Below are 24,771 nucleotides of genomic sequence, written 5' to 3'. Positions count from 1 at the left end.
GGCGCGGATGGTCAGTTCTCGTCGAAGCGCGTTGGCTCGAACGAGGTGCCGCTGATCACGTGGCCCTGGCTGGAGGCCTCGACCAGCGCGCGCAGCTTGGCGCGCTCCTGCTTCAGGTCTTCTTCCAGGTCGGCGATCTCGCCGGCGTGCGAGCGCTTGAGCGCCTCGATCGAGCGCAGGTGGCGCTGCTCCTGCCGCTCGACCCGGGCTTCCAGCTCGCGGTTGTCCTCACGCAGCTTTTCCAGCGCGCGGCGCTGCTGCGAATCGGCCAGCGCATCGCGGGCGCGCTGGCTCTCGCGTGCGGCGCGGGCCGGGCCCACCAGCAGCATCACCACCGCGCCGATCACGGCGCCGGTGAGCAGCCAGGCTGCGCCGATCAAGGGGTCCATGCAAGCTCTCCTGCGGTGTCAGTGGCGCTGCGCCGGGCCGGGCAGCAGCTCGGTGCTCGCGAAGGTGGTGGTGGCGGGCTCGTCGGTGCTGTCATGGGGGCCCATGCGGCGCCAACGCTCGACCTCGGCCTCCAGCGCCTTCACATGGTTGGCGTGGGCCTTGTGGATGCCGTCCACCTGCTCCACCAGCAGCGCCATCAGGTGGCGCAGCTCGGTGGAGTGCTGCTGGCGCAGCGTTTCGACGCGCTCGTCGTAATCGGCCTTGGCCTCGGCCAGTGCTTCATCCTGGGTGCGCAGCAGCTTGGCATGCTGGGCGGCACTGGCCTTGAGCTGCGCCGCCAGGTCCAGGTTGCTCTGGCGCAGGTGTTCCAGCAGGCGCTGCTGCGGGGATTCGGCCGGGCTGCCAAAGCGGCTGGCGCCGGGCAGCACCGAGGTGGGCAACTCGCTGGCGGGTTTGCTCAGGCGGCTGTCGCTGGCGGGCGGACTGGCCGGGCGCTGCGGCCGCCGCTGGGCCTTGGTGCGCCGCAGGTGCCACGCGCCCAGGCCCAGACCCAGCCCCAGGCCGCCGAAGGCGCCGAGCACCTGCCAGGCCCAACTGGGAATGTCCGCCCACTGCACGCGAGTCCTCCACGCGCCGCGAGTCCCGGCGCTTCCATGCCTGATTGTGCGGGCAAACGCGCACCGCCACCACCCGCGGCCGGCCGGCAGCTGTGCCAGACCGTGACCGCCGCGTGCCGCTTGCGACAGGGCCGGGCACTCCGTCACGCCCGCCAGGCCCGCTCGGCGCTTCATCCAGGGGGCTTCTCCAGGAGGTGGCCAAAGCGCACACTGCCCCATCCCTTCGCCATCCCGCCCATCGCATCCGGCCCGCCCACCCTCCCGGCGGGCCGTTCGTCCGTCCACCGGTCGAGGAGGGCGACCCCTCTTGTCGAAGGAAGTGCCATGTCCACACCCACCTCCCGCGCCATGATGGTCCTGCTGGCCAGCCTGGCGGCGGCTCCGGCCTGCCGGGCCGACGCGAGCGCACCGCCCCCCTGCCTGATCAGCGGCACGCCCTTCCAGGCCGCCTATGCGCAGCAGCTGAGCTTTGGCAGTGACATCGAGACCTACGACCTCGAGACCCACTCGTACCGTTTCATCCCGCGCATCAACATGACGGTGTGCAGCGTCGGCTACACCAGCCCCGCCACGCCGCCGGGCCGCTACCGCTTCCAGATCCGCGACATCAACTGCAGCCCGGGGGTGCTGCTGAGCGTGGTCTTCAACCCCGCCTCGCTGGCCTTCCCGCCGCTGGGCATTCCCAACACCACCCACCAGCTGGTCACGCCCACGCCGCTGAGTGCCGGCTGCACCTACGAGATCCGGCGCACCGCGCTGAACTACAGCCTGACCAACCAGCTGATCGGCCGGGTGCTGACCGGCCAGGCGCCCTACCTCAGCGGGCCCAACAGCATCAACGCCCCGCTGATGACCATCGTCAGCAGCAAGCTCTTCGGCGGCGGCGGGCCGGTCAAGGACCAGGTGCTGCCGCACATCGACTTCGGCACCTACTGAGCCGCCGGGCCGCGACCGGGCCCGGCACCTGCCACACCACCCCGGCGCGCCACCGAACCGGCCGCGCCGCGGCGGCTTCGATCAGGGGGCTTCACCGTTCCTCCGCGGGCGCGCACACTGCATCCTGCACCCCGTGGCGGGCCACCGTCCGCTGCGCGGTGCCAGAGCGGCCGATTCAGGTGCTGCCGGCGCTGGGCGCGCCTCGCATGTCTGCCGGCCGGGTCTGTTCTCCCTTCGAGCAGACCGTCTGTCCGCCACCGGGTCGAGGAGGGCGCCCACCACACCGAGTGAACGGCCATGGCCCCATCCGCCACCCGCGCCGCGATGATCCTGCTGGCCACGCTGGTCAGCGCCCCGGCCTGCCGCGCTGAGGCTGGCGCCGTGCCGCCCTGCGTGATCAGCGGCACCCCGTTCCAGGCGGCCTATGCCCAGCAGCTGAGTTCGGGCACCGACCACGAGACCTACGACCTCGACGCGCATGGCTACCACTTCATCCCGCGCATCAACATGACGGTGTGCAGCGTCGGCTACACCAGCCCCGCCACGCCGCCGGGCCGCTACCGCTTCCAGATCCGCGACATCAACTGCACACCGGGCGTGTTGTTGAGCGTGGCCTTCGACCCGGCCGCGCTGGCCTTCCCGCCGCTGGGCATCCCCTACACCACGCACCAGCCGGTCACGCCGACGCCGCTGTTGGCCGGCTGCACCTACGAGATCCGGCGCACTGCACTGGACATCAGCCAGACCTACCAGCGCACCGGCCGGGTGCTGACCGGTCAGTCGCCGTTCCTGCGTGGCCCCCACAGCATCGACACGCCGCTGATGAGCATCCTCAGCACCAAGCTGGTGGGCGGCGGCGGGCCGGTCAGCAACCGGGTGCTGCCCTATATCGATTTCGGCACGTACTGAGCGCCCGCCGTGCGCGGCCTGGCGCGCCCTGGTGGAGGCGCCGCGGTGCCGCCGGCGGGGCGCAGCGGCCGCTCCTAGAATCGCGCCGATGCCCGATCCCGCCGCCCCCGCCCCGGCCCACCCTTCCGCCCCGGCGGCCCCGGCGCCCCTGACGGCCCAGGACCGGCTGCACGCTGCCTGGCGCCTGCTGGCGGTGGCGGTGCTGGGCTTTGCCTCCGGCCTGCCACTGGCCCTGACCGGCCAGGCGCTGCAGGCCTGGCTGAGCCAGTCGGGGGTGGACATCGCCACCATCGGTTTTCTCAGCCTGGTGGGCCTGCCCTACACCTTCAAGTTCCTGTGGGCGCCGCTGATGGACCGCTTCGATCCGCCCTGGCTGGGGCGGCGCCGCGGCTGGCTGGTGCTGACACAGCTGCTGCTGGCGGCCGGCCTGTGGGCGATGTCGGTGACGCCGCCGCAGGGCGCGCTGCAGACGCTGGCGCTGCTGGCGGTGGCGGTGGCCTTTCTGTCGGCGTCGCAGGATGTGGCGGTGGGCGGCTACCAGACCGATCTGCTGGCGGCGCGCGAGCGCGGCATGGGCGCGTCGCTGAACGTCATGGGCTACCGGCTGGCGATGATCGTCTCGGGCGGCATCGCGCTGATCTGGACCGACGCGCTACAGGGCGGCGGCTGGACCTGGCCCGAGGTCTACCGCCTGATGGCCGCCATCCTGGCTGGCGCCGCGGTGTTCAGCGCGGTGGCACTGCCCCGGCTGAAGGCCCCGCCGCCGCTGGCCCAGCCTGGCGGCCACGACCTGAAGGGCTTCCTGGCCGTGCTGGCCGCGGCCGCGATGGGTTACTTGCTGACAGACCGCTTGCTGGTGCCCGCGGCGCATGCGCTGCTGGCGCCGCTGTGGCAGGGCAGCGCGCTGCCCGCCGGGTTGCAGCAGCGCTGGGGCGATCTGCTGGCGTTGCTGGCCGGCATCGCGCTGACCGTGCCGCTGGGCGTGGCGGCGGCGCGCTGGGCCCGCTTCGAGACCCTGCGCGCCGGCCTGGCCAGCTACTTCGCCCAGTCCGGCGCGGTGGCCTTCCTGGTGTTCATCGTGCTGTACAAGCTGGGCGATGCCTTCGCCGGCGCGCTGATGACGCCCTTCCTGCTCAAGAGCATGGCCTTCGCCGCCGCCGAGGTGGGCCTGGTCAACAAGGTGCTGGGCCTGTGGCTGACCATCCTGGGCGCGCTGGCCGGCGGCGCGCTGATGCTGAAGCTGGGCCTGTGGCGCGCGCTGATGGTGTTTGGCGTGCTGCAGGCCGCCAGCAACCTGGGCTTCTGGTGGCTGGCCACGCATGGCCAGGGTGCGCTGGGCGCGTTGCCGGTGCCGGCCTTCGACTGGGGCTTCGTCAAGCTGGCGCAGGACAGCCGCATGGACGGCGGCTTGATTCTGGTGGTGGCGCTGGAAAACCTGACCGGCGGCATGGGCACGGCCGCCTTCGTGGCCTTCCTGATGAGCCTGACCAGCCAGCGCTTTTCGGCCACCCAGTTCGCGCTGCTGTCGGCGCTGGCCTCGGTGGGCCGGGTCTGGGTGGGGCCGATGGCCGGCGTGGTGGCCGAATCCATCGGCTGGCCCGACTTCTTCGTGCTGTCCACCTTGCTGGCGCTGCCCGCGTTGGGCATGCTGTGGTGGCTGCGGCCGCAGATCCAGGTGCTGGAAGCCGATCCGACCGCCGCCGCCATGGACGACTGAGTGACCACTGAGTGACGACCGAGGGAGCCCGATGAACGACCGCGTGGATGATCTGCTGGTGACCGACGCCACCATCGCCCTGCCGCCAATGGCGCACGCCCGGGGCTGCGGCTGCGCGCTGCACCGACGCCGCCGCGTCTTCGGCGGCCTGGCCGGCGCCGCCGCGCTGGGCACGCCGCTGGGCGCGCTGGCCCAGGACGGCGTGCGCAGCGAAGTGGGCAAGACCAGCGGCTTCACCAAGCTGGTGTCGGCCGAGCAGGTGGAACAGGCCGCCACCGAACAGTACGGCCAGATGAAGCGCCAGGCCGCCGCCAAGAACGCGCTGGCCCCCGACAACCACCCGCAGGTCATCCGCCTGCGCGCGATCGCCAACCGCATCATCCCCTTCACCAACCCCTGGAACCCCCGCGCCGCCCAGTGGCGCTGGGAAGTCAACCTGATCGGCTCCAAGGACCTCAACGCCTTCTGCATGCCCGGCGGCAAGATCGCCTACTACTTCGGCATCCTGCAACGCCTGCAGCTGAACGACGACGAAGTGGCCATGATCATGGGCCACGAGGTGGCCCACGCGCTGCGCGAACACGCCCGCGAACGCATGGGCAAGACCGCAGCCACCCGCGTGGGCGCCGGCCTGCTGAGTTCATTGCTGGGCCTGGGCAACCTGGGCGACGCCGCCCTGAACATCGGCGGCCAGCTGCTGACCCTGAAATTCAGCCGCCAGGACGAAAGCGAAGCCGACCTGGTCGGCCTGGACCTGGCCGCCCGCGCCGGCTACGACCCCCGCGCCGGCATCAGCCTGTGGCAGAAGATGCTCAAGGCCAGCGAAGGCGCCCCGCCCGAATTCATGTCCACCCACCCGGCGGGGCCGACGCGGATCAAGGACATCGAGGGGACCTTGCCGAAGGTGATGCCGCTGTATACGGCGGCGGGGAAGCCGGGGCAGAGGTTTGGGCCGCCGGCGGCGGAGGGCGGCGCGGCCGCGAGATAGGGCCTTGCCACCGGGGGCGGGGCGCTGAAGCGCCTTACCACCGGGACGGCAGCGCCTTCAGCAAGCACAACGCCTTGTCCCTGGTATCCACGAAGCCGCCGCGTTCCAGGTCCTTCATCACCCGGCTGACCATCTCGCGCGAGCATCCCAGGTGCTGGGACATCTGCTGATGCGTCAGCCGCTCGCCGATCACGCGCACCCCCTGTGCATCCGGCGGACCGGCCAGTTCCTCCAGCAGCACGCGCAACCGGCCGTAGACATCGTTGAGTGCCAGTTGCCGCGCTGACAACGTGGCCGCGCGCGCGCGGCGGATCACCTTGGCCAGCAGCTCCAGTGCGAATTCGGGGTGATCGGCGATGTGGGCCAGCAGCGTGCGCTGTGTCACCACCACGCACTCGCTGGCCTCCAGGGTTTCGACACTGGCCGAGCGCGGCCCACCGTCCAGGCTCATCTCGCCCAGGTACTCGCCAGGGCCGTAGGTGCCGTAGGTGATCTCCTTGCCGTTGTCAGCGGCCGAGAAGGCGCGCAGGCGGCCGCTGGCGATCAGGTACAGCGTGTCGCCTTGGTCGCCCTCCTGGATCAGCAGCGTGCCCTTGCGGTAGCGGCGCAATTCGCCACGGGCTGCCAATGGACGAACGGATGCAGAAAAGACCCCAAGCCATGCGTCACTTGCCATGGCTTGATCGTACCGCCCAGGGCGTGCGCCCTGAGCGGAGCATTGGTGCGTGTCATTTGCACATCGTCGCCAGCATGTCGGGTGGCGGTACCACGGCGCTGGTCAGAGCGGCCTCCGTCAGCTTGGCGCTGCTGAACTTTGCTCTCCAGGCGGTGGCTGTCAGCGCTGAGAGGCTTCGGGCAGTGGTCGACAGCAAATCAATGTCCTGCAGCACAGACTTGGCGCTGGCGCGCGCCTTGCCCAATTGGGCGTCAACGCTCAGCCGCTTCTCGGTGTTGGGCTCTTCCAACTTGGCGGCAGCCGAAGCCTTCATCAGGTTGGACAAGGCTTCGGGGATCCTGGCTTGGCAGGCTGCAAACGGCAAGGCAGCGATCGACTTGCCGAAACCCGCTGTCTCGCTTTCAAACTGCTTTTGTACTTGGTCCGGGCTCAGGCTTGACTTGTCAGACGCAGGCAGGGCTTGCTGCGATGACGCGTAGCTGGTGCTCAGTTCCTTTGCAATGATCGAGGCGTCGGCCACGGCGTTCGAGCGTGCGCGACTGGCACTGATCAAGGCTGCCTGCAGCGAGTTGTCCGTATCGCGCAGGGCTTCGCCCGAATAGGTCACTGCCAAAGGCGAGACGGTGAGGTTGGTTTGCTTCAGCAGGCTGGCCAACTCGCCAGAGTTCGCCATGTCCTTGATGTTCGGAGCGCGAGCCACTTCCCCGGCCACCTTGACGGCGGCGATGACCTCTGCCGCGCGGGCCAGACCCGGGTTGACGGCTTCCTTGATCGACTCCGCCGCTTCGGTGAGGCCGGCGACAGTGGAGCAGGCCCCATCGATGGTGATGGCGTCCCTGATCGCCGCCTCCATGGAGTAGTCGGCGATGGACTTGCCCGTTCGATTTTGCAGCACCTCCTTCTTCAGCCTGGCCATTCGCACATCCACACCTTGGGCGATCACCTGAGCCGCCAGGTTGCTGTAGTAGGCGCTGTTGAATTCGGCCTGAGTGCCCGAGAGCATGCCGGCTACTGCGGCCAGGTTACGGGAGTCATTGGCGCCCGGCAGAACGGCGCCCAGCACACCGGCCACCGTTGTGGCCGTGCCCAACTGGAAGTTGACGTCGCTCTGCTGTCGGCGCAAGAAGGTCTTGAAGACATTGCAGCGCGACTCAGTGGCCGCCATGATCTTGTCTTGAACACCATCTCGACGGATCGCCTTGTCCTCCGCAGTGATCTCTGACGTAGAGCGGAACCACGCCAAGACGAGGTCATAGCGCCTGCCCCAGACGCGCCAGTCGTTCTCGGCGGCCGCAGGATCCGCCGGGTCTGTAGGGGCTGCCGCATCGGCGGGCCAGGCCTTTAGGAGCTTTTCGCTGCGACTATCGGGGTCAATCATCTCTACCAGATTGACCTGCTCAAGGTAAACGCGCCGCACAACGGGGAACGCACTGTGCCTGTCCACGCGCGAAACCTGTTCGGCAGCCTCGCGCTGGTGGCCTGGGTCCCTCGCCAGTTGGGCACAGCCCGTCATGGCAACTGATGTCGCCACCGCAGCCAAGAGAGCCCAGCGGCGCGGCTCGCGGGGACCGCTGGCGTCAGATTCGCAGTGGTTCATGAGAAAGCTCCTCTCGAACGGCGCGTGCTCAAGCTGCCAGACGCTGGGGGGTACACAGGAAGTCGACGCCCATCAAGCGCAGCGAGCTCATCATCGGTGGCAGCATCGCCACCGACTGCACCAGCTCACGGATGCTGGGCGTGTCGGTCTTGGCGCGAATGCAGGCGATCTGGGTGCGCACGGTGGCGATCTTCACGCCATGGCGGTCGGCGATCTCGGTGGGTGTCAGGCCGTCGCACAGCTGCCGCAGCACGCGCTCTTCATGGTCCGACAGGCCGTGGGCCCGCGCATAGCCATGGATGCTCAGCGCACCGCACACTTGCCGGCGGCCCAGCACCAGCAGCGCGCCGGCGGGGCTGTTGGCACCGGGTGCCAGGCCTCCCAGCGGCACCACCGACACGCTGATGCGCTGCGCGCCCTGGCCAATCGACAGCATCCGGCGCAGCCCCTTGGTCACCGCCGTGTTCACGGCGTCGAACAGCGCTGCCACGTCCTTGGCGTCGCGGGCGCGCAGCTCGCCGCCCAGCAGTTGCAGCGGGTGGTCCTCGCCCAGCTCGGCCCGGGCGGCGTGGTTGACGTGCAGCACCTGGCGCGCATCGGCCAGCAGCACCAGGCCGTAGTCGATCTCGTCCAGCACCTGCGCCAACAGGCGCGCCATGGTCAGGCTGGCCTGGCGGCGTTCGGGGCCGCTGTAGGGCAGGGGCTGGTGCCAGGCGCCGCCGGCGTGCGGGCGGCGTGCCGGCTCGGGAAACGGGGTGTGGGTGTTCATCGCTGTCCTCCATCCAGGCCCCCGAAATGGGTGGGAGCCATGGGGAGTCAGCGTAGAAATCTGGCCCGGTTTCAGGCGGGCACTCTGACCGCGACGATTTGTGATCTATTCACATCCCCGCGGTGCAGGGCGGATGAGTTGAACCGATCAGGTGCCTTTGACGTAGGGGTTGTAGCGCCGCTCTTCGCCGAACGTGCTCTCGGGCCCATGCCCCGGGATAAACACCGTCGCATCGCCCATCGGCCACAGCCGCTGGGTGATGCTGTCGATCAGCTGCGGGTGGCTGCCACCGGGGAAATCGGTGCGACCAATCGAGCCGGCGAACAGCACGTCCCCCACGAAGCAGCGCTGAATCTCGGGGCTGTGGAACACCACGTGGCCGGGCGTGTGGCCGGGGCAGTGGCGCACGTTCAGCGTGGACTGACCCAGCGTGACCGTGTCGCCGTCATGTAGCCAGCGCGTGGGCGTGAAGGGTTCGGCCTTCGGAAAGCCGAACATCTGGCTCTGCTGCGGCAGGCCGTCGATCCAGAACTGATCGCCCTCGTGCGGGCCGATGATTGGCAGGCCCAACTCGCGTGCCAGCTGGCCGGTGCCACCGGCGTGGTCGATGTGGGCGTGGGTGAGCCACAGCGCCACCAGCTTCACGCCGCGGCGCGCCACCTCGGCCTTCAGCACGTCCAGATCGCCGCCGGGGTCGATCAGGGCAGCTTCGTTCGTCTGGTCGCACCAGAGCAGGGAGCAGTTTTGGGCGAAGCCGGTGACGGGGATGGTGTGATATCTAAGCATCGGGGGCGCGTCGTAAACAGTTTTCTGGTGATTTCGGCGTCGGTGCGCACTATTGCCGGCCCAAGGCCTGCGGCTGTTCGGCGAAGTTTCTCATCACTACGAAGTGCATGGCCACTATCCAAGGGTGTGCATTTGGCCCTAACCGGCGTTGAATAACCTCGTTCCGCGCGCTGAGCTGCCTCCTCCCTCGTTCTGTTGACAAAGGACTTGAAAAGTCGCGCTACATTTGCTTGAGTTCACGGTGTCGGGAGAACATCATGCAACCCGAATTTGAGGTGCGTACACCTAGCCTGTCTGGTTCGACGGAGCTTCTTGTGATGGCGCCTATTCGATCTGGCTTTGTGCCGGCGCTGGACACGTTGACCTACAAGAGCCGCGTACAGATGCTGCTTGAAATGCTGCACGCCGGACGCCAGGGCCAGCACGAGTACCGACTGCTAAGGGCTGTCTCCGATGCCGTCGAGCGCGTCGGCGTCATTCGCTCGCTGCGCGTGGCGGTCGTCGAAGGTCGCCGCCCTGCCGACGACCGAATCCTCCTCTCCGTGCACTTCGATGGCTCCTACGAGGCCTACGCGCGAACGATCTGGCAACGGGCTGCTCGCCTGCTGGATCTGATCTTTTGCAACGCCGAGGGCTACGTAACTGGCTGGGACCACCCTTTTGACGACTGGAACGCCTGGATCCGCTCGGTGCAAGTGCCGACGCCGTTCTTCTACGCGACGCCCGGCCTTACCTACGCCGACCAGACACACTTGACCATGTTCCACGCCCGCGACCGCGGTGACCCTGGCGACGAGACGGCGCGGACGCGCCTAGCGACGCCGACCGCCGAGGAGATCGCGTGGCGGATCTTGAAGGACCAGGTCGATCCGACGAGACGCGACGACAACACTGCGGCAAAAGGTCCGCTCGCGCGCGAGGAGGCCTTTCGCCAGAACCTCGCGGCGCTGACCGGTCTGTATCGGCTGATCGACAGCTATCCCTCTGAAACGGTGGACGGAGACGTGCTCCGCCGAGCCGCGCACGAAATGCTTCCCCAGCTTGCCGACGCGCTCGGCAGCCCCTTCAACCTCCAGCTGGCGCAGGTAATCGCTTACGCGGGTGGCCCACAAATGGCGCAGCGCCTAAAGTGGTTTGGCACGGGGCTTGGGGAAGCTCCGCCGTCGCGGGGGGGCACAACACTGCCCGAGCGCGCGTCGTGGGACCGAGCCGCCAATGAGGTTCAGAGCGGCATCCTACGAGCCTACGATGGTGTGACCGATGGCGCGATGGTGCTGGTGGCTTTCGCCAATCCGGCGTCGGCGGCTGGCTTCCTGGAAGGCTTCCGGCCTAGTCTGGAGGGTGACGCCGATGCGCCCGGCGCCAAGGTCTTCGGTAACTTCGCGCTGACGTTCGAGGGGCTGCGCGCCTGTGGTCTGTCGGCGGCACAGCTGGAAAGCTGGCCGCTGGAGTTCCGCCAAGGCATGGCGGCGCGGGCCGGCCTACTGGGCGACGTTCGCGGCAACCATCCGCGTCGCTGGACGCTGCCGCGTCGCAACGGCGCTCTGGACCCGAACCCAGATCGCGTCGACGCCGCACTGCCGCCGCTGCCGCTTGAGACCGTTCACGCCATCGTGCAGTTCCGGGCGCGGCCGGCTGCCGGCGTTCGCGCGGGCGCCATCGATGCCTTGTCTGAAGCGATCCGCAGCCTTTCCAATTTCGCGGGCGTCACGCCGCTCTCGGTGCAGTGGATGGCCCGCCGCATGGGTGACAACGGCAGCGCCGTCGACCACTTCGGCTACACCGACGGCCAGTCACAGCCGGTGTTCGACAGCGATCCGCAGGCGACGGCGCCGTACAAGAGCCAGGTGCACATGGGCGAGGTGCTGGTCGGCTACGCGAACGCTGCCGACCGCGAGTGTGACCTCGCGATCCGGCGCGACCCCGACCTTTCGGCGTTGATGTGCAACGGCAGCTTCCTCGCGGTGCGTAAGCTGCGCCAGGACGTGGCCGGCTTCCGGCGCGCTGTTGAGCGAGCTGCTAGCGGTGACTCTGTGGCCGACGCCCTGCTGCGCGCCAAGCTGATGGGCCGTTGGCCAGCCGACGCCGGCAAATCGCAGGCCGGCCTTCCGCTGGCGCCACTGCTGTCCGCTGACATCAACGACTTCGACTACCGTGGCGACGAGCATGGCGACACCACGCCGCTGGCGGCCCACGTCCGCCGTGCCAACCCTCGCGGGTCTGTGCTGGAGGATGACTTCCCTCAGCCCGCGCCCGGTGCCCGCCCGCCGCGCCTGATGCGCCGAAGCCTGCCCTACGGGCCGCCGCCGCCTGAGGATGGCCGCGACGACAGTGCTGACCGCGGCCTCGTCTTCATGGCTTACAACGCGAGCCTGGCGGAGCAGTTCGAGGTCGTTCAGGGCTGGCTGGCCGGCGGGAACAGTTCGCGCGCCTACTCAAGGGCTGCCTGTCCATTCCTCGGTGTGCCCGAGGTTGGTCGCGTGCGCCGTTTCCGCTACCTGGACGGTAATCGCAGCATCCAAGTCGCTCTCGACGGCGACGATGACCTGGGCCTCGAGCCTAAGCCGTTGGTCGCACTGCAGTGGGGCATCTACGCCTTCGCGCCTTCGCGCGCTGGCCAGGTAAGGTTGGCATCCATTGCTCGCGGCGTTGGCGCCGCTGCCGCGGCCCTGCCGTGGTCGGCCGAGCGTGGGCGGGCGCTGATCGCGCAGTTGCATCGGACCGAGGCCGAAGAAGGCACCGATGCCGCCGCAGCGGCCTGGAAGGCGGCGCTAGAGGATCCGCGGCCACTCGCCCGTTTCGACGCCGCCTCAATTTGGGCTGCGGTGCGCCAACTGCATGACGGCGTGCTTCGCATCCCCTATGGCGTGCTCGTCGCCGCCCCCGAGACAGTGGCCGCCGTCCTGAAGGACGAGGCGCGGTACACGGTGTCCGGCTACCGCCGCCGGCTGGTCAGCGCTGGCATGGGACCGATATTCCTGGGACGTGATGCTGACGATCCCGACTACACGCTGCTATCGGCCGCCTGCAACCAAGCGATCCAGTCGATCGACATGGCACGCGCCTTCAATGACGCGCGCTTGGCGGCGAAAGCGGTACTCGATGGTTGGATCAGTTATGCGGTGATGGTCGCGGCGGACAACCACAGCAAAGTATGGGAGGCCGCGATCGACGTCCGCGACCTCGTCACGCAGACGCTTGCCACGCTTTGCGAGACTTGGTTCGGGATCAATGAGGACAGCAAACCTCAGCTTTTCCGACGCGGCGCGCTGGATCCCGAATGGCTCCCGGGCGACGTCGTCAACTACCCTGGCCACTTCACCGCCGCGTCACGGGCCACCTTTCAGCCCGATCCGTCGGAGGCCGTGATGCGCGTTGCTGCCGCGCACGGTACTGCGTTGACTCGGGCGTTGCGTGCATTCATAGAGGCCAAGAGCGTGGGCGCTTTTGCTTCGAACCCAATCACGCGCGCCGTGCTTGAGGACCTGTGGGAAGAGCGGCCGCAGGATGCGGTCCACACCATTGCCGGCGCAATGATGGGCTTTCTCCCAACGACAGAAGGTTTGCTTCGGCGCGTGCTGGCCGAGTGGACTCGCGACAACACATTGCTTGACCTTTTTGGTGCCGCTGGGGTGGCCAAGCTCGAAGAATGGAAGGAGGCAGAGGCGATCATTGCGCCGGCGTTGAGACGCGCCATGAAGTTCCGGCCGGTGCCGGAACAAGTGTGGCGGGAAGCGAAAGTGGCGCACCGACTGGCTGGCACGGCGGACACGAGCATCGAGGTGCGCCCAGGCGACAAGCTGGTGCTTGGACAGGTGTCGGCGCTGCACGCGCAACTCGAACAGGGCGAGGATAGCGACGTCTCCGGTCTCTTTGGTGGCGCCCGTAAGGAAGGTGGCCCCACCCACGCTTGCCCGGGCTACGCTGCTGCCATGGGGGCCATGGTGGGTACTCTGGCGGCACTGCTCGCGCCGTCGCAGGGTCAGCTCGAACCCTCTGCGGCGGGTAGCCTGCTGTATCGAGGGTTCATCGATCGGTCCAGCGGGGTGGTCACTTTCTCGGACCGACTGGAGGTGATGAACGAGCGACCCGGACAAGGCCGCAAGCTGCTGGGATTCGGTGACTCCTGGCTGCGCTTCGAGTGGGAGATAGAGGACGAAGGCTCTGATTTCATGCGCTCCCTCGCCACGCTAGGCTACGACACCTCCATGTTTGCACTTCCCAACCACGCCAAGCAGGGCTTCCAACTCGCCCATATGAGGAAGCAATTGGTGGGCAGCGGTGCGTCCGTCTACGCGACGCTGCGCAACCTGCTGAAGGATGGGTCGCCGCCGTTGGCTGTGTTGGTGGGTGGGGGTGGAAACGACTTTGTAGATGGCGCTGGTGGCGGACTTCACATTTTCCCATTTTGCGAGAATCAGGGTGTCGGCTCGGTGCTCGACAAGGTACTCGGTGACCCGGGCAATCTGCAACCCTTCGTCGCCTTGATGCAGCAGCACCTTCACTTCATTGTGACTGAGCTACATCGTGCGGGTGAAGGTCGAGTGCCAGTGATCGTCCAGGCCTACGACCACCCTTATCCCGACGGCACTGGCGTTCGGAAGGCTATGTGTCCTTCGCTGCAGCCGGCCTTTCTCCGTAAGAAGCTGACGAAACTAGAAGACAACGCCCGCGCAATGGCGACCTTTATCGATGCGCTGAATGTTGGCTACGCCGAGACGGTGAAGACTTTGGTCGATAAGGACGGCGTCAACGCCCGCTTCGTCCGCCTGACTGGTGTATTGGCCTCAACGCCAGCGTTCGCCCAGCACGGCTTTAAGGGGGTCTGGAAGAATGAGATGCACCCCAATCGTGCTGGCTTTGCGGCGCTGGCGCAGCGGCTGCACGAAGAAGCGCTGGCGCCGTTGCTGGTGCCCATTCCCTGAGCCTACCCTCAGCGGCCTTGCTGAAGCTCGGCGCGCAACGAGACGTTGAGCGCTGCCTCTCGTATCGACCGTCGCCGGGCGGCCGCACGCTCAGCGTGCCCCAGGCGTCGCCACGCGCGCAGTTGGTCGCCCTGGCGAGCGGAGACGCGCGCCATCGCGCGCCACGCTACTGCCTCGCCCAACCGCTCGCCGGCGCGCGAGCGCCGCAGCACGCAGGCCGTCCAGCGCCAGGCGTCGGCGTCACGGCCCGTGTCGGCAGCCATCTCAGCCAGCCAAGCGTAGTAGATGGAGGTGAAGAACAGGACATGGTGATTCTCCATCCAGCGCACGGCCTCTTCCGTCTGGACAATCGCCATGTCATCGCGCTCCAGCCGCCAACGTGCGTAGCCGTCAACAGCGCGCGCGATGGCCAGCGGCAGCAGCGCATGCAGGCGCTGCGCAGACTCGGCCGTCGCGGCCACCACGCCTCGGACGTCGGCCCAACGCGCCTCCCAGGCCAGTATCACCATTTCCCAGTTGCGGACGGAGTCGGCCACTGGGTGGTTCGGCTGGGCTGCGACCAGTGTCCGCGCCTCGTCCAGCGACGCGTGGGCGGCGACAAAGTCTCCCTGGTCGGCGAGGACGCTGGCGCGGCAGGCGAGCGTGAACGCAGAACCGATGGCGAGCGCGCCGCTGTGTCTTGCATTCGTCTGCTTGGCGCGTAACGCGTGATGCATTGCTTCCAGCGCTGGCTCATAGCGGCAGATGGCAGCGAGCGCCTGGCCGTAGGTGGCCTGCACCTGCGCCAACAGCCGGCCGTTGTCTAGCGCTGCCGCGAGGGTGGCCGCTTCGTAGGACCGTCGCGTCGCTTTTTTCGGGTGGCCATAGACGTAAAGCAAGTACGCCTCCCAGTACAAAGATCGGGCCAGCAACTCGGCGTCGTCCAGCGTACGCGCCGTCGCGACTGCCCGGCCGGCGAGCACCAACGCCTCAGGCGAGGCCAGCGGGTCGAACATGCAAGTCATGGCGAGCCGATGCACCAGCGTGCACCATCGCCGCGTCGAACCTGTGTCGACAAGGCCAGCGAACTCGGCGCACTCAATGGAGGCCAAGTACTGCCGACGAGCGCTGTCGTAGGCGCCCAGTGGCACGGCGGCATCGGCGGCAGCTTCGCAGCGCAGCGTGGCCAGCGCCCAGTCACCTGCAGCGCGGGCATGGTGCGCCAGTGCCTCCATTCGCTCAAGCGGCCGCAGAGAGCCGCCCGGATTGCCCTCAAGGTGCTCAGCAGCGCGGCGGTGCAGGTCTTCTCGGCGATCGAGCGGAATCAGCTCGTATACCGCGTCGCGTGACAGACCGTGCCGGAAGCGAGCCGCGCCATCGTCACTGGTATACAGCAGGTCCGCATCGGCCAACTGTTTCAGCGAGTCCGGCGTCGGCGCGTGACCGAGCAGGTCGGTCAAGAGATTCAGTGGAGCGCGTAAACCGGCGACAGCGGCAGCCTGCACGACCCGGACTGCCGGCTCAGCCAAGCTCTCCAGACGTGCTGCCATCATCGATTTCATCCAATGGCTTGCTCCACCGCGGGCGCCTGCCGCGCGTAGCTGCTTCCAGCCGAGCTCGCCACGGTGGCGGAGCATGTGGCAGAGTTCCTCAACAAGTAGCGGTACACCGCCAGCATGTTCGTGCAACTCGTCCGCGACGAAAGGGCTGGTGCCGGGTGCCCAGGCCTGAACCAAGCGAAGCGTTTCCTCACGCCTCAACGGCATTGGACAAACGGTGGGACCATCAGGGTAGGTTTCAACGTCTCCGGCGTGACGTGACGCGAGCACAACACGGAGTTGCACTGTCGTGCGCAGCGCCTCGTCGAGAAGCGCCCGACAGGCATCGTCGGCCCACTGCCAGTCATCGAGTAGCATCACATGTCGGCCATCGTCGCAGGCGCGCAGCCATTGGAGTGCCGCGTCGCGCACGTCGTCTTCGGTGGCGGACTTACGGCTGTCGGCGTCCGCACCTAGTAGCTGGCGAAAGGGCGCCAGCACGGGCGTTATGCCGAAGGACTCACAACCTCCGCGTAGCGTCCGAACGCCCAACTGGTTCAAACGGCTGGCTAACTCGTCGAGAAGCCGCGTCTTGCCAATCCCCGCCTGTCCACGAATGGCAATGACCCGATGCACCGTGTCGGATCGTGTACAACCGTCTACCAAACGCGAAAGTGTGTCCTCGCGGCCTAATAGCGGCGACTGGCCACGGCTGCGTTCGGCGTCGATGCGGCGTTTAAGCGCGGCCACTGCCTTCACCTGAGCAGCCCGGATCGGGATTGCTCGTCCCGGCAAAGCCAAATCAGTCAGACTGTCAGTATCGAAGAAGGCCAGTTCGGGGCCCAGCGAGTCGGCGTCAGCAAGCAAGCCACCCCGACCGGCGCAGGACGCAAGCCGGGAGGCCGTATTCGCAGCATCACCCACGACGTCAAGATCGCCTCGCGTTCCGTTTCCAGGGGCGACGTATACCAGGCCGGAATGGACGCCCGAGTGCAGAGCAAGACGCTGCTGCCCGCCGGGCAGGTTCAAAGGCGGCAACGCTGCCACAGCTGCATGCGCCTCCAGTGCTGCCTGGCATGCATGACGCGCGTCATGCTCGCCAGGCCGCGGATAGCCGAACACGGCCAAGCTCCCATCACCCTGCGTGCGGACCACTCGCCCACCATGCCTAACCACTGCGTCGTTCACGACGTCATGCACACGGTCAAGCAGCGCGGCCAATATCTCGTACTCCAACAGGCCCGCGAGCGTGCTGGAGCCGCTGAGATCAGTGAAGAGTAGCGTCAAGAAATGTCGTCTGCGCGCCGGTACTCTCGCTCCTGTCTGCGAAGCCACTTGTCGTCCGTCCATCCCTTGCCTGTATGCCCTGTCATTGTTGTCGTGGAGAGGTCGTCCCCACAAGTGCACCGGTAGACCGCTCGCAGAGACGGGGCTGACGTGTCTGAGAAGCCATCACCGTACGGGGCGCCAGATGCCGGCAAGCAATTGACTCGCTCCCACCTTCTTGCCGTTCCGGAGACCATGAGACCGCCTAGCCCGGGGGAGCAACAGAATACCGACCTGAATGCAAGTCCGGACAGCAGTTTACGGTTGTTGAATGTTGGTGCGATTCACCGGTGCCCGCACCACGCACTATTTGACGGTGCGCAACCCACGACCGCCAGATCCCGAATATCGCCATTCCGCCTGTTTCTTACGACGTTGTCCTAACATCACAGCACCGTGGTTCGCCTCCCCCTCGTTCCCAGCCTCGCCGCCCCTTGGCTGGCCCCCCTCCTGCTGGCCACCCTCGCCTCCGCCTCCCCCGCCGCCCCCTCCCTCCCCCTCACCCCCTGCCGCCTCAGCAACGTCCCCCAGGAAGCCCGCTGCGGCACCCTGCAGCGGCCCTTGGACCCGGCGCAGCCGCAGGGTCGGCAGATCACCCTGAAGGTGGCCCTGATCCCGGCGCTGGCGCGCAACGCGCGGCAGGATCCGGTGGTGTTCGTCGCGGGCGGGCCGGGGCAGAGTGCGGTGGATCTGGCGGGGCATGCGATGGCGCTGTTTCCGCGGCTGCTGAACCGGCGGCCGCTGCTGTTGGTGGACCAGCGGGGCACCGGGCGCAGTGCGCCGCTGTACTGCGATGACCGCGTGCCGCCCACGCGGCCGCTGGCCGAGCTGGTGGATGCGCGGCGGCTGCCGTTGGACCTGGCGGCGTGTCGCCAGCGCTTGCAGCAGTTGCCGCATGGCGATCTGCGCCACTACAGCACCACGGTCGCCAGCGCCGACCTGGAAGCCGTGCGCCAGGCGCTGGACCTGGGGCCGCTGAACCTGTTTGGCGGCTCCTACGGCACGCGGGCGGCGCTGGACTACCTGCGCCAGTACCCCGGCAGCGTGCGCCGCCTGCTGCTGGACGGCGTGGCTCCGCCGGACATGGTGCTGATGCGCTCCATGCCCACCGACCAGCGCGCCACGCTCGATGCGCTGCTGGCCAGCGCCGAACCGCAGCGCCCCGGCCTGACCCAGCGCTGGCAGGCGCTGCTGGCCGCGCCCGCGCGCGACTGGCCGGTGCGCCACCCCTTCAGCGGCCGCGATGAAACCTTGCGTGTGGATGGTGCGCTGCTGGCCTCGCTGGTGCGCCCGGCGCTGTACCAGCCCGCGGCGGCCGCCGCGCTGCCCTCGGCGATCGACCGCGCCGCGGCGGGCGACCTGGGCCCGCTGCTGGCGCTGGCCACGCCCGGCCCCAGCCCCAGCGGCCGGCCGGGGCTGGCGCAGGGCCAGCATTTCTCGGTGGTGTGCAGCGAAGACGCGCCGCTGCTGGACACCCAGCCCGCCGCCCCCTCGCCCGATCCGGCCGGCACCGAGGCCCTGTATCGCCGCATCTGCGCCGACTGGCCGCGCGCCAGCGTGCCGCCCGACTTCTACCGTCTGCCGGTCAGCCCGGTGCCGGTGCTGCTGATGTCTGGCGGCCAGGACCCAGCCACACCGCCGCGCCACGCCCAGCGCGTGCTGCAGGCGCTGGGCCCGAAGGCGGTGCATGCGCTGGTGCCGCAGGCCGGCCACGGCGTGTCCAGCCTGGGCTGCCTGCGCGAGCTGATGCACCGCTTCATCGACGCCGACGACGACACCGCCGCACTGGCCGCCGCCCGCGAGGGCGCCGATTGCGCGAAGGACGTGCCCCGCCCCACGCCCTGGCGCGCCCTGTCGGAGACCGCGCCATGATCGAGGTGCAGGACCTGCGCAAGCACTTCCCCGCCCCCCAGGGCGCGCCGCCGGTGCGCGCGGTGGACGGCGTCAGCTGGCAGGCGGCCGATGCCCGCATCACCGGCCTGCTGGGCCCCAACGGCGCCGGCAAGACCACCACGCTGCGCATGCTGGCCGGCCTGCTGCCGCCCGATGCCGGCACGCTGCACATCGACGGCATCGACGTGGCCGCGCAGCCGCTGCAGGCGCGCGCGCGGCTGGGCGTGCTGTCGGATGCGCGCGGGCTGTACCCGCGTCTGACCGCGCGCGAGAACATCGTCTACTACGGCCGCCTGCAAGGCCTGTCGGCCGAGGCCGCACAGGCGCGCGCCGAAGCGCTGTCGGCCCAGCTGGGCCTGCAGTCGCTGATGGACCGCCGCACCGACGGCTTCAGCCAGGGTGAGCGCATGAAGACCGCGCTGGCCCGCGCGCTGGTGCACGACCCCAGCCACATCATCCTGGACGAGCCCACCAACGGCCTGGACGTGGTGGCCACCCGCGCGCTGCGCGAGGTGCTGCGCCGCCTGCGCGACGAGCAGGGCAAGTGCATCGTCTTCTCCACCCACATCATGCAGGAGGTGGAACGCCTGTGCGACGCGGTGGTGGTGATGGCCCGCGGCCGCACCGTGGCCAGCGGCAGCGTTGATACCCTGCGCGCCCTGAGCGGCCACACCGACCTGGAAGACGCCTTCGTGGCGCTGGCTTACGGAGACGCGCCATGACGCTCATTCGCGCGCGCCCCCGGGGGCCGAATGCCGGGCATCAAGCCTGCCAAGACGAGGGGCGCTCATGACGCAAGCCTGGCTGGTCTTCCTGAAGGAACTGCGCGACGCCCTGCGCGACCGCCGCACGCTGCGCGCCGTGCTGCTCAGCGCGCTGCTGCCCGGCCCGCTGATGCTGGTGCTGCTGTCGGTGCTGGTGAGCGATGTCGAGCGCCAGGCCGAATCGCGCGAGCTGGTGGTGGTGGGCCTGGCCGACGCGCCCACGCTGTACAACTACCTGCGCCGCCAGACCTGGACCACCCGCGACGCGCCGGCCGACTACGAAGACGCGCTGCGCCGCAAGCGCCTGGGCGATGCGGTGCTGGTGCTGCCGGCCGATTTCGAGCAGCGTCTGGCCAGCGGCGAGCAGCCGCGCCTGCGCCTGATCTTCGACAGCGCCAACCCGCGCGCCAGTGCCAGCCAGCGCCGCGTGCAGGAGCTGCTGGCCGGCTTTGCGCGTGAACGCGGCACGCTGGCGCTGGTGTCGCGCGGCGTGGCGCCCGGCCTGCTGCAGCCGCTGGCGGTGGACGCCGAGGACCTGGCCGACCCGGCCGCGCGGGCCTCCAACTTCACCAGCATGCTGCCCTTCCTGGTGATGATGGCGATGGTCTCGGGCGCGCTGGCCGCCGCGCTGGACAGCACCGCGGGCGAACGCGAACGCGGCTCGCTCGAGCCGCTGCTGATGAACCCCACGCCGGGCTGGTCCCTGGTGGCCGGCAAGTGGGCCGCGGTGGCGCTGCTGGGCATGTTCATCGCGGTGCTGGCCTGCGGCAGCCTGATGCCCGGACAGTGGCTGCTGCGCAATGAACAGCTGTCGGCGATGTTCCGCTTCGGCCCGCCCGAGGTGGCCGCCTTCCTGGCCCTGCTGCTGCCGCTGGCCGGCCTGCTGGCCGCGGTGCTGATGGTGCTGGGCATCCACGGCCGCAGCGTCAAGGAGGCCCAGGCCGGCGCCAGCCTGGTGGTGCTGGCGGTGTCCTTCCTGCCGCTGGTGCCCATGCTCAGCACCCGCGGCGAGCAGCCCTGGCAGCTGTGGCTGCCGGTGGTGGCGCAAAGCACACTGATGTCGCGCGTGCTGCGCGGCGAAGCCATGGCCTGGCACGAGGTGGCCGGCCCGGCGCTGGCCTGCGCGCTGCTCACCGTGCTGGCGCTGGCACTGGTGGTGCGGCAGATGGGGCGGGTGGTGGCGCGCTGAGCGCCAGGCGGCTGCCCGACCTGATCGCCAGATCCACCGCCAGGCCCGCGCGCAGCTCCAGCGTCTGGTGTGCGCCGCGGCAGACCGCCGCGGCCCAAGGCCGCAGGCCGGGCACCACGCGCAGCACGCCGCCGCTGCGGTCCAGGAAGACGATGTCCAGCGCATAGGCCATGCCGACCATGTGCACCGCGGCGCAGGGGCTGAGCCACAGGCCGTCGAGCCGGTCGAGCTGGCGCGTGGCCAGCAGCCCGATTGCCCGCGAACGCCAACGGTTGGCCAGGCCGACGCGGCAGCCGCTGTCGCGGCCGTCGATCCACAGCGCCTGGGCAGGTCCCATGCGTCTCAGAGCCCCGCGCTGAGGAACTTCATGACGATCGGGAAGCCCAGCACGATGAACGTGCACGGGAAAATGAACAGGATCAGCGGCCCGAGCATCTTCACCGGGGCCTCCATCGCCAGCTTCTCGGCGCGCTGGAAGCGCTCGGTGCGACGCTGGTCGCTCTGGGCGCGCAGCACCGGGCCCAGGCTCGAGCCCATCAGTTCGCCCTGGACCAGCGCACTCACCAGGCTGGAGACCGGCGCGAAGTCCATGCGCTCGGCCAGGTCGCGCAGCGCATCGACCCGCGGCTTGCCGGCCCGGATATCGCGCAGCACGCGGTTGATCTCGGACATCAGAGGCCCGGGCTTGCTGCGGTCAACCGCCTTCTGCAGCGCGCCCGTGAGGTTCAGGCCCGCCTCGATGGCCAGCGTGACGATGTCCAGGAAGTAGGGCATGGCCTTGAGCACCGCCAACCGGCGGCGCTGTGTGTGATCTTTCAGCCAGAGGTCCGGGTAGTACCAGCCCAGCAGACCGCCGCCCAGCAGGGCGGCCAGCGAGCTGCCGTCCAGCAGCCACTGCGCCAGCAGCCCCGCCAGCAGCGCGGACAGCAACTGGCCCCCGATCAATTGCTCTGGTGTCAGCGCGTACTCCTGGCCGGCGCGCCGCAGGCGGGTCAAGATGGTCTGTCGCCGGCCTGGCGTCAGCAGGGTGGCCACGCTGTTGCCGAGGATGTTGATCAGCGGCCACAGGACGCGGAAGCCCGGCGGCGGCTTGTCACGGTAGGTGGCGTCGGCGCGGCCGAGCGTGGTGTAGAGGCCCCAGGCCGCAATCAACAGCAAGACCAGCGCGAGACCGCCGAGCACGGAGACCGTCAGGGGATGTGTCATACGTCGATCGAGACGATCTTGCGGATGAAGACGGCGCCCAGCAGCAGCAGCACGGCGACGGCCGCCATCACGCCCCAGCCGTACAGGGTGGTGAACAGCGGCACCATGGCTGGCGGATCCATCAGATAGAGGATGCCGGCCAGGAAGATGGGCAACAGGCCGACGATCAGGCCCTGCAACTTGCCTTGCGCGGTGAGCGCGCGGATCTTGCCTTCCATCACCGCCTTGGCGCGCAGCGCGGACGACAGCCGCTCCAGCACTTCAGAGAGATTGCCACCCACCTCCTTGGCGATCGTCAGCGCCGAGACGAAGAGGTCAACCTCCTCCATCTTCAGCCGCTGTCCCATGCCGTGCAGTGCGTCCTCCAGCGCCACGCCCAGCCGCTGTTCGCGCAGCAGCAGCGAGATTTCCTGGGACAGCGGCGCCGGGCTCTCGCGCACCAACAGGTCCAGTGCGTTCTGCAAGCTGGCACCGGCCCGCAGCGAGCCGGCCATCATCGTCAGCCCATCGGGCAGCTGCTGCACCAGCCGGGCGGCTCGGCGTTGGCGCATCACCACCCAGGCCAGGCGCGGCAGCCCAGCGCCCAGCAAGCCGGCCAGCAGCGCCAGCACCGGCGCACCGGTCAGCAGCCAGACCAGCAGCGGCAGCAGCATGAACATCAGCAGGTTCAGGCGGAACAGGCGGCGTGGGTCAATGAACAGGAACATGTCCTCCAGCGTCACACGGGCGTGTTCGGTGAAGCTGGCCCGCCAAGCGATGTAGGCGCCGCTGATGGCACTCACCAGCAGGAGCACGCTGGCAAAGACCAGCAGGGCGATCACCAGCGCCTCGGTGTTCATGGGCGGCGCATCCGTGCGACTTCTTCGGCGGGCATGCCCGAGAAGAAGATGTCCAGGTCCAGTGGCACGCCGATGCGCCGCAGCTCCTCGTAGAACTCCGGCACGAAGCCGCGCCCGGCAAAGTGACCGCGGGTCTTGCCCTGGTGGTCGACGCCGGACTGCTGGAAGGCGAAGACCTCCTGCAACTGGATGCGACCGCTTTCGACGCCGGTCACTTCAACGATGCTGGTGATCTTGCGGGTGCCGCAGGCGAAGCGTGTCTGCTGCACGATGATGTCCAGCGCAGAGGCCACTTGCTCTCGGATCGCCGTGACCGGCAGGTCCATGCCCGCCATCAGCACCATCACCTCCAGCCGCGCCAGCATGTCCCGCGGGCTGTTCGCATGGGCGGTGGTGAGCGAGCCGTCGTGACCGGTGTTCATGGCCTGCAGCATGTCCAGGGCCTCGCCGCCGCGGCACTCGCCCACCACCACACGGTCGGGCCGCATGCGCAGCGAGTTCCTCACCAGGTCGCGGATCGACACCGCCCCCTTGCCCTCCAGGTTGGCCGGGCGCGCTTCCATCGACACCAGGTTCGCGTGGTGCAGCTGCAGCTCGGCGGCGTCCTCGATCGTGACGATGCGTTCGCCGTCGGGGATGAAGTTGGACAGGATGTTCAACAGCGTGGTCTTGCCGGAGCCGGTGCCGCCGGAGATCAGCATGTTCTTGCGCTGCTCCACGCACACGCGAAGGAAGTCAATCATCGCCGGGCTGGCGGAGCCGAACTTCAGCAGGTCATCGGAGCCCAGCTTGCGCTGGGAGAACTTGCGGATCGTGATCGAGGGGCCCTTGAGTGCCAGCGGCGAGATCACGGCGTTGACCCGTGAGCCGTCTTTGAGGCGCGCATCGACCATGGGTGAGCTCTCGTCGATCCGGCGCCCGATTGGCGCGACGATGCGCTCGATCACGCCCTGCACCGCGCGATCGCTGGTGAAGTTGACGGGCCAGCGCTGCAGTCGGCCGGCGCGCTCGACGAAGACCTCGTCGTGACGATTGACCATGATCTCGGTGACCGAGGCATCGGCCAGCAGCGGCTCCAGCGGACCCAGGCCAATGGCCTCGTCGCGGACCTCCTCCAGCAGGCGCACGCGGTCCACCTGTGGCGGCAGATCGGCCGACATCTGCGCGATGAGCTCGCGGATCATCCGCTCGGTCAGCTCGCGCAGCTCGGCGTCACCCATGCGGTGGGTGTCGACACGGCGCACGTCGAAGGCGTCCAGCAGCCGACCATGCAGCGCGCGCCGGTAGCGGTAGAGCTCATCGTCGGCGTCGGAGTCGGCGTTGGCGTTGGCGTTGGCGTCGGCCGCAGGGGCGGACACCGCCTCCCCAACGGCCCGGACCGCCGCGTCTCGAAGCAGTGCGTTGGCGGGGGCGGCCGTGGCCGCAGTGGTCAATGGCGCCCGCTGCAGGCGAACCCTCAACTGGTGGCCGCCGATGCGCAACTGGTCCTGCTCGTCCACCACGGCCGTGCCGTCAACCTTGCGCTCATTGATCAGCGTTCCGAAGGCGGACGCCAGATCGCGCACATAGACCCGATCGTTGCTGACGAAGACCTCGGCATGACGACGACTCACGCGCCAGCCTGGCAAGGTGACCTCGCAGTCAAGGTCTTTGCCGATGACGCAGCGCAGGGCCTCGACCCGCAGCGGGCCTGTCTGCCCAGGAATGCCGTCTACGATCAGCATGGG

At 68.6% G+C, this 24,771-nt stretch carries 19 protein-coding genes; 8 read left to right on the top strand and 11 right to left on the bottom strand.

Annotation, left to right across the window (positions count from 1 at the left end; all coding sequences use genetic code 11):
- Positions 1-11: 11 nt before the first annotated feature.
- Complete coding sequence (locus tag KAK07_RS19760) at positions 12-389, bottom strand: hypothetical protein (protein WP_210856854.1); 378 nt, start codon at positions 387-389, stop codon at positions 12-14.
- Positions 390-407: 18 nt separating this feature from the next.
- Positions 408-1,007 (bottom strand): hypothetical protein, encoded by a 600-nt coding sequence (locus KAK07_RS19755; protein ID WP_210856853.1) that lies wholly within the window; start codon positions 1,005-1,007, stop codon positions 408-410.
- Between the two features lie 324 nt (positions 1,008-1,331).
- Here KAK07_RS19755 and KAK07_RS19750 point away from each other — a divergent pair, with 324 nt between their 5' ends.
- The 4 genes from KAK07_RS19750 to KAK07_RS19735 all read left to right on the top strand — a co-directional run bounded on the left by KAK07_RS19750 (position 1,332) and on the right by KAK07_RS19735 (position 5,557).
- A complete protein-coding gene (locus KAK07_RS19750; protein WP_210862816.1) occupies positions 1,332-1,943 on the top strand; it encodes a hypothetical protein in 612 nt (203 codons plus the stop codon).
- A 297-nt stretch (positions 1,944-2,240) separates the two neighbouring features.
- On the top strand, positions 2,241-2,852 hold the full coding sequence (locus KAK07_RS19745; RefSeq protein ID WP_210862814.1) for a hypothetical protein: 612 nt from the start codon (positions 2,241-2,243) through the stop codon (positions 2,850-2,852).
- A gap of 88 nt (positions 2,853-2,940) precedes the next feature.
- A complete protein-coding gene (locus tag KAK07_RS19740) occupies positions 2,941-4,569 on the top strand; it encodes an AmpG family muropeptide MFS transporter (protein WP_210862812.1) in 1,629 nt (542 codons plus the stop codon).
- Between the two features lie 88 nt (positions 4,570-4,657).
- The gene (locus KAK07_RS19735) at positions 4,658-5,557 is read left to right on the top strand and encodes a M48 family metallopeptidase (RefSeq protein WP_210862942.1); all 900 of its coding nucleotides are present in this window, start codon (positions 4,658-4,660) and stop codon (positions 5,555-5,557) included.
- 34 nt (positions 5,558-5,591) lie between these two features.
- Here KAK07_RS19735 and KAK07_RS19730 read toward each other — a convergent pair whose 3' ends face one another.
- From KAK07_RS19730 to KAK07_RS19715, 4 genes are all read right to left on the bottom strand, one after another.
- Positions 5,592-6,233 carry a Crp/Fnr family transcriptional regulator gene (locus KAK07_RS19730; RefSeq protein WP_210862811.1) on the bottom strand — a complete coding sequence of 214 codons (642 nt, stop codon included), beginning with the start codon at positions 6,231-6,233 and terminating at the stop codon, positions 5,592-5,594.
- 52 nt (positions 6,234-6,285) lie between these two features.
- Positions 6,286-7,830, bottom strand: a complete 1,545-nt coding sequence (locus KAK07_RS19725) for a hypothetical protein (protein WP_210862809.1) — start codon at positions 7,828-7,830, stop codon at positions 6,286-6,288.
- Positions 7,831-7,858: 28 nt separating this feature from the next.
- Entirely contained in the window at positions 7,859-8,599 is a 741-nt protein-coding gene (locus KAK07_RS19720) for a helix-turn-helix transcriptional regulator (RefSeq protein ID WP_210862807.1), read from the bottom strand.
- 147 nt (positions 8,600-8,746) lie between these two features.
- A complete protein-coding gene (locus KAK07_RS19715) occupies positions 8,747-9,385 on the bottom strand; it encodes an MBL fold metallo-hydrolase (RefSeq protein WP_210862805.1) in 639 nt (212 codons plus the stop codon).
- A gap of 257 nt (positions 9,386-9,642) precedes the next feature.
- Here KAK07_RS19715 and KAK07_RS19710 point away from each other — a divergent pair, with 257 nt between their 5' ends.
- Complete coding sequence (locus KAK07_RS19710) at positions 9,643-14,310, top strand: hypothetical protein (RefSeq protein ID WP_210862803.1); 4,668 nt, start codon at positions 9,643-9,645, stop codon at positions 14,308-14,310.
- A gap of 8 nt (positions 14,311-14,318) precedes the next feature.
- Here the strand turns inward: KAK07_RS19710 and KAK07_RS19705 are convergent, their stop codons facing one another.
- Positions 14,319-17,114, bottom strand: coding sequence for an ATP-binding protein (locus KAK07_RS19705; RefSeq protein ID WP_210862801.1), 2,796 nt, complete (start codon positions 17,112-17,114; stop codon positions 14,319-14,321).
- A 600-nt stretch (positions 17,115-17,714) separates the two neighbouring features.
- Here KAK07_RS19705 and KAK07_RS19700 point away from each other — a divergent pair.
- From KAK07_RS19700 to KAK07_RS19690, 3 genes are all read left to right on the top strand, one after another.
- Positions 17,715-19,025 (top strand): alpha/beta hydrolase, encoded by a 1,311-nt coding sequence (locus KAK07_RS19700; protein ID WP_247664501.1) that lies wholly within the window; start codon positions 17,715-17,717, stop codon positions 19,023-19,025.
- Positions 19,022-19,768, top strand: coding sequence for an ABC transporter ATP-binding protein (locus KAK07_RS19695; protein ID WP_210862799.1), 747 nt, complete (start codon positions 19,022-19,024; stop codon positions 19,766-19,768). The genes KAK07_RS19700 and KAK07_RS19695 overlap by 4 nt, the downstream gene beginning before the upstream one ends.
- 67 nt (positions 19,769-19,835) lie before the next feature.
- On the top strand, positions 19,836-20,999 hold the full coding sequence (locus tag KAK07_RS19690) for an ABC transporter permease (protein ID WP_210862797.1): 1,164 nt from the start codon (positions 19,836-19,838) through the stop codon (positions 20,997-20,999).
- Here KAK07_RS19690 and KAK07_RS19685 read toward each other — a convergent pair.
- Genes KAK07_RS19685 through KAK07_RS19670 form a run of 4 tightly spaced genes read right to left on the bottom strand, consistent with a single transcriptional unit; the run spans position 20,941 to position 24,768 of the window.
- Positions 20,941-21,336 (bottom strand): DUF192 domain-containing protein, encoded by a 396-nt coding sequence (locus tag KAK07_RS19685; protein WP_210862795.1) that lies wholly within the window; start codon positions 21,334-21,336, stop codon positions 20,941-20,943. The two genes, KAK07_RS19690 and KAK07_RS19685, sit on opposite strands and share 59 nt — an antisense overlap.
- Before the next feature lie 5 nt (positions 21,337-21,341).
- Complete coding sequence (locus KAK07_RS19680) at positions 21,342-22,205, bottom strand: type II secretion system F family protein (RefSeq protein WP_210862793.1); 864 nt, start codon at positions 22,203-22,205, stop codon at positions 21,342-21,344.
- A complete protein-coding gene (locus KAK07_RS19675; RefSeq protein WP_210862791.1) occupies positions 22,202-23,044 on the bottom strand; it encodes a type II secretion system F family protein in 843 nt (280 codons plus the stop codon). The genes KAK07_RS19680 and KAK07_RS19675 overlap by 4 nt, the downstream gene beginning before the upstream one ends.
- Positions 23,041-24,768: a TadA family conjugal transfer-associated ATPase gene (locus KAK07_RS19670; protein WP_210862789.1), complete on the bottom strand. Its 1,728-nt coding sequence runs from the start codon at positions 24,766-24,768 to the stop codon at positions 23,041-23,043. The genes KAK07_RS19675 and KAK07_RS19670 overlap by 4 nt, the downstream gene beginning before the upstream one ends.
- Between the last annotated feature and the right edge of the window lie 3 nt (positions 24,769-24,771).

The organism is Ideonella alba (assembly GCF_018069875.1).
Classification (GTDB): Bacteria; Pseudomonadota; Gammaproteobacteria; order Burkholderiales; family Burkholderiaceae_C; genus Ideonella; species Ideonella alba.
Note: the sequence above shows the minus strand (reverse complement) of the source record. Positions and strands in the feature narration are given on the sequence as shown.

Bases quoted from the DNA above. Each gene is read 5' to 3' on its own strand.
- KAK07_RS19760 (WP_210856854.1), bottom strand. From the start codon at position 389: ATGGACCCCTTGATCGGCGCAGCCTGGCTGCTCACCGGCGCCGTGATC.
- KAK07_RS19750 (WP_210862816.1), top strand. From the start codon at position 1,332: ATGTCCACACCCACCTCCCGCGCCATGATGGTCCTGCTGGCCAGCCTG.
- KAK07_RS19745 (WP_210862814.1), top strand. From the start codon at position 2,241: ATGGCCCCATCCGCCACCCGCGCCGCGATGATCCTGCTGGCCACGCTG.
- KAK07_RS19740 (WP_210862812.1), top strand. From the start codon at position 2,941: ATGCCCGATCCCGCCGCCCCCGCCCCGGCCCACCCTTCCGCCCCGGCG.
- KAK07_RS19735 (WP_210862942.1), top strand. From the start codon at position 4,658: ATGGCGCACGCCCGGGGCTGCGGCTGCGCGCTGCACCGACGCCGCCGC.
- KAK07_RS19730 (WP_210862811.1), bottom strand. From the start codon at position 6,233: ATGGCAAGTGACGCATGGCTTGGGGTCTTTTCTGCATCCGTTCGTCCA.
- KAK07_RS19725 (WP_210862809.1), bottom strand. From the start codon at position 7,830: ATGAACCACTGCGAATCTGACGCCAGCGGTCCCCGCGAGCCGCGCCGC.
- KAK07_RS19720 (WP_210862807.1), bottom strand. From the start codon at position 8,599: ATGAACACCCACACCCCGTTTCCCGAGCCGGCACGCCGCCCGCACGCC.
- KAK07_RS19715 (WP_210862805.1), bottom strand. From the start codon at position 9,385: ATGCTTAGATATCACACCATCCCCGTCACCGGCTTCGCCCAAAACTGC.
- KAK07_RS19710 (WP_210862803.1), top strand. From the start codon at position 9,643: ATGCAACCCGAATTTGAGGTGCGTACACCTAGCCTGTCTGGTTCGACG.
- KAK07_RS19695 (WP_210862799.1), top strand. From the start codon at position 19,022: ATGATCGAGGTGCAGGACCTGCGCAAGCACTTCCCCGCCCCCCAGGGC.
- KAK07_RS19690 (WP_210862797.1), top strand. From the start codon at position 19,836: ATGACGCAAGCCTGGCTGGTCTTCCTGAAGGAACTGCGCGACGCCCTG.
- KAK07_RS19685 (WP_210862795.1), bottom strand. From the start codon at position 21,336: ATGGGACCTGCCCAGGCGCTGTGGATCGACGGCCGCGACAGCGGCTGC.
- KAK07_RS19680 (WP_210862793.1), bottom strand. From the start codon at position 22,205: ATGACACATCCCCTGACGGTCTCCGTGCTCGGCGGTCTCGCGCTGGTC.
- KAK07_RS19675 (WP_210862791.1), bottom strand. From the start codon at position 23,044: ATGAACACCGAGGCGCTGGTGATCGCCCTGCTGGTCTTTGCCAGCGTG.
- KAK07_RS19670 (WP_210862789.1), bottom strand. From the start codon at position 24,768: ATGCTGATCGTAGACGGCATTCCTGGGCAGACAGGCCCGCTGCGGGTC.